7 protein-coding genes are annotated in these 8,202 nt (G+C 69.6%); 1 reads left to right on the top strand and 6 read right to left on the bottom strand.

The features are described 5' to 3' along the window. Nucleotides 1-1,041: hypothetical protein (locus ABZU74_RS27185; protein WP_355429402.1), on the bottom strand; the 1,041-nt coding region annotated here is incomplete at its 3' end. 598 nt (nucleotides 1,042-1,639) lie between these two features. Between ABZU74_RS27185 and ABZU74_RS27180 the strand changes: the two genes are divergently transcribed. Beyond that, nucleotides 1,640-3,418, top strand: coding sequence for a glycoside hydrolase family 6 protein (locus ABZU74_RS27180; protein WP_355429399.1), 1,779 nt, complete (start codon nucleotides 1,640-1,642; stop codon nucleotides 3,416-3,418). 123 nt (nucleotides 3,419-3,541) lie between these two features. Here ABZU74_RS27180 and ABZU74_RS27175 read toward each other — a convergent pair whose 3' ends face one another. From ABZU74_RS27175 to ABZU74_RS27155, 5 genes are all read right to left on the bottom strand, one after another. Further along, on the bottom strand, nucleotides 3,542-3,928 hold the full coding sequence (locus ABZU74_RS27175; protein WP_355429397.1) for a hypothetical protein: 387 nt from the start codon (nucleotides 3,926-3,928) through the stop codon (nucleotides 3,542-3,544). Between the two features lie 133 nt (nucleotides 3,929-4,061). Further along, a complete protein-coding gene (locus ABZU74_RS27170) occupies nucleotides 4,062-4,370 on the bottom strand; it encodes a hypothetical protein (RefSeq protein WP_355429394.1) in 309 nt (102 codons plus the stop codon). A gap of 16 nt (nucleotides 4,371-4,386) precedes the next feature. Then, nucleotides 4,387-6,045 carry a sodium:solute symporter family protein gene (locus ABZU74_RS27165; protein WP_355429391.1) on the bottom strand — a complete coding sequence of 553 codons (1,659 nt, stop codon included), beginning with the start codon at nucleotides 6,043-6,045 and terminating at the stop codon, nucleotides 4,387-4,389. Nucleotides 6,046-6,242: 197 nt separating this feature from the next. Further along, a complete protein-coding gene (locus ABZU74_RS27160) occupies nucleotides 6,243-7,271 on the bottom strand; it encodes a hypothetical protein (protein ID WP_355429388.1) in 1,029 nt (342 codons plus the stop codon). Nucleotides 7,272-7,282: 11 nt separating this feature from the next. Beyond that, entirely contained in the window at nucleotides 7,283-7,876 is a 594-nt protein-coding gene (locus ABZU74_RS27155; protein ID WP_355429385.1) for a hypothetical protein, read from the bottom strand. Between the last annotated feature and the right edge of the window lie 326 nt (nucleotides 7,877-8,202).

Here is an 8,202-nt window from a genome sequence, read left to right as displayed (position 1 = left end):
GTGCTCGTCCGAGTCGCGGTCGTCCTTGCCGTAGCGGCCGTGCTCGTCCGAGTCGCGGTCGTCCTTGCCGTAGCGGCCGTGCTCGTCCGAGTCGCGGTCGTCCTTGCCGTAGCGGCCGTGCTCGTCCGAGTCGCGGTCGTCCTTGCCGTAGCGGCCGTGCTCGTCCGAGTCGCGCTCGTCCTTGCCGTAGCGGCCGTGCTCGTCCGAGTCGCGGTCGTCCTTGCCGTAGCGGCCGTGCTCGTCCGAGTCGCGCTCGTCCTTGCCGTAACCGCCGCGCTCGTCCGAGCCGTACTCGTCCTTGGACTCCCAGTCCTTGTCCGAGCCGTACTCGTCCTTGGACTCCCAGTCCTTGTCCGAGCCGTACTCGTCCTTGGACTCCCAGTCCTTGTCCGAGCCGTACTCGGAGCCGTACTCGTCCTTGGACTCCCAGTCCTTCTTGTCACGGCTGTCTTCGGCGTCCTGGCCGTGCTCCTCGCCCTTCCAGTCCTTGCTGTCCTCGTCGCCGTAGGCGTCGGCGGCAGCGCCGCCACCCTGGCCGCCCTTGCCGTTCTCGTCCTTGCCCTTGTCGTCCTTGCCGTTCTCGTCCTTGCCCTCGTGGTCCTTGCCCTTGTCGTCCTTGCCGTGCTCGTCCTTGCCGTTCTCGTCCTTGCCCTTGTCGTCCTTGCCGTGCTCGTCCTTGCCGTTCTCGTCCTTGCCCTCGTGGTCCTTGCCGTTCTCGTCCTTGCCGTTCTCGTCCTTGCCCTTGTCGTGGTCGGAGGAGTTCTCCTCCTCGCGCCACTCGCGGTCCTCGCCCCGGTCCTCGTGCGCCGGCTTGAGCTTGACCTTGCCGGTGACCTTGGACCACACGTACGCGTGCTCCTGCCGATCCGGGCAGATCTCGAGGAGCTTGACCTCGTCGCCAGCCTTGACGACGTGCGGCTTGGCGTAGACCTTGCCGTCGTTGTGACCGTCGGCGAACGCGATTCCCGGTGCGAACACCAGGAGCGACGCGCCGCCGAGCGCGGCGCCCGCAACGACCTTCCCGAGCATCTTCTTAGCCATGACCTGCGTCACTCCATCCCTGTTGTCCTGCGCCCGGCGACAACCGAGCTAAGACCGACGTTAGACCGTTTCATGACTTATGAAGTGAAAGATTCGCGTTTTGACCTTTGATCCAGGTAAGAGGTAAAGGGGTGCTACGCGGCTTTCGCCGCGCCGAGCGTCGTCTCGGGCGACGCGGGACCTTCTGGGTGCGGCACGGTGTTCCGCGCTCGCCGTTCCCGGGCTGCCTCGCTCGCCCGGTAGCGGCGGGTCCGGGTGGCGCGTGTCGGTCGGGCGTGCTCGGGGGTATCGTCCGGAACGGCTCCGGCCACGCATCGAGCCATTGCCATGGAAGCGCTCCCATGTAAGAATCGGCGAACGCGGTTCAGAGAGCCACACCGTGCAGGCAGGGAGTCGAGGGCACCCGGTTCACCGGGGCGACACACCCGCCGCCGATCGACCGGCCGAGGCTCGGCTGGGCACCACCACCACCATCGCCCGTCCGGGTCGGGCGCCCCCAAGAATCCCGTTGGCGCCGACGGCCGTCCGTGTAGGACGCCCATCGGGCCGTCCCGCCGGGCCGTACGTGGGCCCGGTCTCGCCCAAGGAGATCAGTGGCATGAATGTGTGGAGAAGGCTATCCGGCCCACGCCGGGCCCTCGCGCTCGCCGGCGCGGGTGCCCTGGTCGCCGGTGGGCTCGTAACGATTCCGGTTACCGCGGCGCAGGCCGCGACGCAGTGCGACATCGCGTACACGAGCAACGACTGGCAGGGCGGCTTCACCGCGAACATCACCATCAAGAACGTCGGTGACCCGCTGAACGGCTGGACGCTGGGCTGGACCTTCCCCAACTCCAGTCAGCGGGTGCAGCAGGGCTGGTCGGCCACGTTCACCCAGTCCGGCAGCCAGGTCACCGCGCGCAGCATGTCCTACAACGGCACCCTGGCCACCGGCGCGTCGACGACCCTCGGCTTCAACGGCGCGTGGAGCGGCAGCAACCCCAAGCCGACCTCGTTCACTCTGAACGGCGTGGTCTGCAACGGTGGCACCACCCCGCCCACCACGCCCCCGCCCACCGACCCGCCGCCCACGACGCCTCCGCCCACCGACCCGCCGCCCACGACCAACCCGCCGCCCGGCACGAAGGTCGACAACCCGTACGCCGGGGTGCGCGGTTACGTGAACCCGGAGTGGAAGGCCAAGGCGGACGCTGAGGCCGGCGGAAGCCGCGTCTCCAACAACCCCACCGCCGTCTGGCTGGACCGGATCGCCGCGATCAACGGCACGCCGGACAGCAGCTCCAACGGTGCCTTCGGGGTGAAGGACCACCTGGACGAGGCGCTGCGCCAGGGCGCCGGGTACATCCAGTTCGTGATCTACAACCTGCCCGGCCGCGACTGCTCGGCACTCGCCTCCAACGGTGAGCTGGGCCCAGACGAGCTGCCGAAGTACAAGTCCCAGTACATCGACCCGATCGCCGCGATCCAGGGTGACTCGAAGTACAGCAGCCTGCGGATCATCAACGTCATCGAGATCGACTCGCTGCCGAACCTGGTGACCAACACCTCCGGTCAGCCGGGCGGGACGGTCATGTGCGACACGGTGAAGGCCAACGGCGCCTACGTCAACGGTGTCGGCTACGCCCTCGCCAAGCTGGGTGCGATCGGCAACGTCTACAACTACATCGACGCCGGGCACCACGGCTGGCTCGGTTGGGACTCCAACTTCGGCCCGACCGCCGACATCCTGAAGACCGCCGCGGTGGCCTCCGGCAGCACTGTCAACAACGTGCACGGGTTCATCACCAACACCGCGAACTACTCGGCGCTGCAGGAGCCGTACTTCAAGGTCACTGACAACGTGAACGGCCAGACGGTGCGGCAGTCCAAGTGGGTCGACTGGAACTTCTACGTCGACGAGCTGTCCTTCGCCCAGGCGTTCCGTACCAAGCTGGTCTCGGTGGGCTTCAACTCCAACATCGGCATGCTGATCGACACCTCCCGCAACGGTTGGGGTGGCTCCGCCCGGCCCACCGGCCCGGGCGCGACGACCAGCGTGGACACGTACGTCAACGGTGGCCGCATCGACCGCCGGCTGCACCTCGGCAACTGGTGCAACCAGGCCGGTGCCGGTCTCGGTGAGCGGCCGCGGGCGAACCCGGCCACGGGTATCGACGCCTACGTCTGGGTGAAGCCGCCGGGCGAGTCGGACGGCTCCAGCAAGGAGATCCCGAACAACGAGGGCAAGGGCTTCGACCGGATGTGCGACCCGACGTACGGCGGTAACGCCCGCAACGGCAACAACCCGTCGGGTGCCCTGCCGGACGCGCCGATCTCCGGCGCGTGGTTCTCCGCCCAGTTCCAGGAGCTCATGCGCAACGCGTACCCGGCGCTCTGACCGGGTAGCGCACACACCAACCCGCTGCCGGTGGTTGGTGAGGCACTGTTGGCAGCAGGTTCCCCCCGGGTCCCCGGCTCGACCGTCACAGGTCGGGCCGGGGACCCCCCTTTGCGGGCCCGATCAGGGCACCGTGCGTTCGATCGCCGCCCGGCCCTGCTCGGCCAGGTCACGGCGGGCCTTGTCCAGGTTCTCCGGTGTCAGGTCCTGGCCACGGGCCATCACCAGGTCCTCCGGCTCCCAGGGCTGTTCGCCCCCGGTACGGATGTTGTCCCCACCGGCGCCGGTGCCCGTCCCGGTCGCCCCGGTCCCGGCGGCGTACGGGTCCCCGATCAGCTCGTCGGTGTCCGGTGCGAGGTCGTCCGGTCGGCTGCGCGGCTCGGCGAAGCCCGGCGTGTCCCGGTCGGGGCCACCCCCGGTCCGCAGTTGCGGCACGGTGGCGTCATCGTCCACCGCCGAGGCCACCTCGGAGCTTTCCTCCAGCGGCGGTTGGCGATCGCGATCGGTCATGGTGCTGCCTCCTGTGTCCGACACGGTGCCCTGATTTCCTCACGTACCCCTTCGTGCCGCGCTCATGCCGCACGGCCCGGCGGTCAGGCCGGGCCGTGCTCAGGAGGTGCGGGCGGGCCGGGCGGCCCGGCGGTCAGGCGTCGGGCTGCTGCTCGTTCGGGGAGGGCGCTTCGGCTGGGCGTAGCCACTGCCAGAGCAGCATGAGCAGACCGAACACGAGCATCGCCAGCCCGGCCCACAGGTTGATCCGTACGCCTTCGGCCTTGTCGATCTCGGCCCGGCTGTCGAAGATGCCGATCAACGTCACGATGATCCCGTACGCGACGAAGAGGCCACCGATCACCCGGCGGATGTCGAACAGCCGGGCCGCGGCGGAACGCCGCTGCTCCGCCTGCGCCTCGTCGATCAGCGGGTCCTGTGCCGGCTGGCCATCGTTGCTCATCTGCCGACCCCTTTCCTCAGAAGACCGGGATGTAGAAGAGGGCGGCCAGCGCGACCGCGATCAGACCGAGCAGCACCGGGGAGCGGTACCAGACGGCGTCCCCGGCGAGCACGTCGCCCTTCAGGTCGACGCCGCCCATGCCGTACACCAGCCCGCGCAGCTCCTCGTCCCGCTTGGGCGAGGTGAGCGGGGTGATGATGGCGGCGACCACCACCGCCGTGACGAACGCCAGACCGGCACCCCAGAAGCTCTCCTCCAGGTCGGAGTTGAAATCGACCACACCGCCCTTGTAGAGCAGGTAGAGGCTCAACGACACCAGGGTGCCCAGCAGCAGCGACCAGAAGCCGGCCAGGGCGCTCATCCGCTTCCAGAACATGCCGATGATGAAGGTGGCGAACAGCGGCGCGTTGAAGACGGAGAAGAGCGCCTGGATGTAGTTCATGATGTTGCTGAACCCGGCCGCGATGAACGCGGTGCCGATCCCGATCACCACGGCGGCGACCGTCGCCCACCGGCCGACCCGCAGGTAGTACTCGTCCGACCGGTCCCGGCGGATGTACGCCTGCCAGATGTCGTAGGTGAAGACGGTGTTGAAGCCGCTCACGTTGGCCGCCATGCCGGCCATGAACGAGGCGAGCAGGCCGGTGACCGCCACCCCGAGCACGCCGTTGGGCAGCAGGTCGCGCATCAGCAGCGGGATGGCGTTGTTGTACTGCAGGTCGCCGCTCTCCGCGCCGAGGCCCTTCACAGTGACCAGGGCCACCAGGCCGGGGATGACGGTGACCAGGGGGATGAACAGCTTCGGGTACGCGGCGATGATCGGCGTACGCCGGGCGGCGCTCATGTTCTTCGCCGAAAGGGCCCGCTGGACCTCGGCGAAGTTCGTCGTCCAGTAGCCGAACGACAGCACGAAGCCGAGGCCGAAGACGATGCCGATCCAGTGCGCGCCCAGCGGGTTGGCCGTGCTGCCGGTGTCCTGCCACGCGTGCAGACCCGCCTCGCCGAGCTTGGTGTCGCCGACCGCGTCCATCAGGCCGTTCCACCCGCCGACCTTGACCAGACCGATCACGGTGACCGGGATGAGGCCGGCCAGGATGACGAAGAACTGGAGCACCTCGTTGTAGATCGCCCCGGACAGGCCGCCGATGGTGATGTACGCCAGCACGATCGCCGCGCCGACCACGATCGCCGTCCAGAGCGGCCAGCCGAGCAGCGCCTGCATGACGAGGGCCAGCGCGTAGAGGTTCACGCCGGCGATCAGCACCTGGGCGACGGCGAAGCTGAGCGCGTTGAGCAGGTGCGTGGGGCGGTTGAACCGCAACCGCAGGTACTCCGGCACGCTGCGGACCTTGGAGCCGTAGTAGAAGGGCATCATGACGATGCCCAGGAAGACCATCGCCGGGACGGCGCCGATCCAGTAGTAGTGGACCGTCATCACGCCGTACTGGGCCCCGTTCGCGGCCATCCCGATGATCTCCAAGGCGCCCAGGTTCGCCGAGACGAAGGCGAGGCCGGTCACCCAGGCCGGCAGGGAACGGCCGGAGAGGAAGAAGTCGACGCTGGTCCGGATCGCACGGCGGGCGGCGAAGCCGACCCCGAGGACGGTGACGAAGTACAGCGCCAGGATCAGGTAGTCCAGGCCGTTCATGTTGAGCCGAAGCCCGTCGCCGTCCATCCCGTCACCCCTCGTCCCGACGCCCGCGCTGGTTGGTCCGCGCGCGCCCTATTACCCCGTCCGCGCGGTTTCAGTCCTGGAGGTCGCCACCGCCGGGTTCCGGCCTCAACGGGTGGTCTGCGGGCGTTACGACGGTCAGCGCGCAAGAGGGCGCCCCGACCGTCACGGTCAGGGCGCCCTCTTGCTGGTCGGGTGACTCAGCGACCGAGTACGCGGTCCAGGAAGTCCCGGTAGTTACGGACCGCCATCCGCAGCTGCTCGGTGTCGGCCGACCCGGTGTCCTGCCACCCACCCAGCGTGGTCTTCTGTGCGGCCAGCGCGGAGGAGAGGGCCTGGATGGCCTCCTCCACCAGCGACTGCGCCTCGCCGGCGGCCGCCTGCGGGTCGTCGACGAAGCGCAGCTGCACGTCCCGCCAACGGTCCCGGAAGCCCTGCGCGGTGTCCGTGTCGAGCAGCGTGGCCGGCTCGGCCGCCACGGTCGACCCGGCAGGTCGGGACGTTCCGGCGGACTCCAGCGTCGGGCTGGTGTCGCCGCCGGGAACAGGTTCGCCGTCCGCGTCCGGGTCGACCATCTCCGGTGTCGCGCTGCCGTAGCCGGCCGCGCCCGCCGTGGCCGCGGCCCGATCGCCGGTCAGATCGCCGCGCCGCTCGGGGTCGCCCTCCGTGCTCCCCGGCGGGACGACGGTCCGCGCGGAGGTGTCCGCGTCGGTGCGGTCGCCGAAGCCCGCGCTGTCGTCGTCGACGTCCGAGTCGCGGCGGTGCAGCTCCGCGGTAGGGTCGGCGCGCAGACCCTCCCGCTCGCCGTCCTCGGCGCCGTCGCCCGGCTGAGCGGTCCGCTCGGCCCGGGGGTCCGGCTGATCCTGCGGGTGTGGGCTGGCCAGCGCGGAGGCGGCCACCGCGTCGGCCACAGTGGTGGCGCCGAACGTCGTCGGCAGCGGCCCCGGCTCGTGGAAACCGCCCTCGTCGGTGGACCGGTCGTCGCGTCGGTGTCGCGGGTCCGAGTCGTCGGTCAGCTCGTCGTCGGCCGGGTCGTACGCGGTCTCCCGGTCGGTGTCGTCGGTCCGCTCGTGAGCCGCGGTCTGGTCGTCGAAGGTGCCCCGGTCGTCAAGGGCGTCCTCCGGGACGTCGGAGCGGCCGGTCCGGTCGTCGGCCGGGGTTACCGGCACGGGCGCGGACCGGACGGCCTCCGGGTGGTCGTTGCTCACCTGCTGCTCTTCCTGGCGCATCGGTGGCCTCCTCAGCGGCTCGTGGCATCGTGGTCCGGATGGTGGCGCTGTTCGGGCGTGTGGTGGCCGACCGGCTCCTCGCCCAGCAGGTCGGCGAAGAGTGCGCGGTAGTGCACGACGGCCTGCCGCAGCTCCTCGGTGTTGGCCTCGCCCCGGGAGTTGCGCAGGTGGATCTCGTGCGCGTCCCGGTAGTTGGTCAGCGTGCGAGCGTGCTCGACGGAGAGGTGGGCGATCTGGTCGGAGAAGTCACCGGTCGGGTAACCCTGCTCCTCGATGAGCCGGGTGACCAGTTCGTCCGCGTCGCCCACGGTCTCGCCGGGGGAGTCGATGAAGCGGACCTGGAGTTCCTCCCAGGCGGCGGCGTACCGGGCCCGGGACTCCGGGCTGAGTGGGGTGAGCGTGAGCTCGGCATGCCGGCGTTCCCGGTCGCGCAGTTCGCGCTCGGCGGCGGACCGGCTGTCCTGTTCCGCCACCACCCGGTCGTACTCCGGCCCGAACCGGTTGCGCAGCGAGCGGCGGCTGTTCAGCGAGCGGGCGGCCACGGCCAGCACCGCGACGATCACCAGCACGACGAGCACGATGACGACTATCTGCGTGGGCGACATGGGCTCCTCCTTCGTCATCTGCTATTCCCTCGGCGCAGTGATCGCCAATCCCGATCCGAGACACTTTCCTGACAGGCGCCGCAACTGCTCAGCCAAAACTTGACTCGTTCAAGCGATGGCGCTCGGGTGGGTTGACGCGCCACCGACCTCGACCGGGAGCGGATCGGGACGAGTGGCGCGGCCGCGCGGTTTCGTCGCACCCGGCCCGTTCCCACCCCGCGCACATCCCGCAGCGTCGATGTCGACGCGACGGGCGGTAGTGCAACTGCCCTCGATTACGTATCCTGCCCAAGGCGCCCGCGCCGGTGCCTGGCGACGCAGCCGGG

Origin of the sequence: Micromonospora sp. NPDC005171 (genome assembly GCF_040608575.1) — a bacterium.
Taxonomy (GTDB): Bacteria; Actinomycetota; Actinomycetes; order Mycobacteriales; family Micromonosporaceae; genus Micromonospora.
The sequence above is the reverse complement of the archived record's forward strand: the minus strand, read 5'-3'. Positions and strand labels throughout refer to the sequence as shown.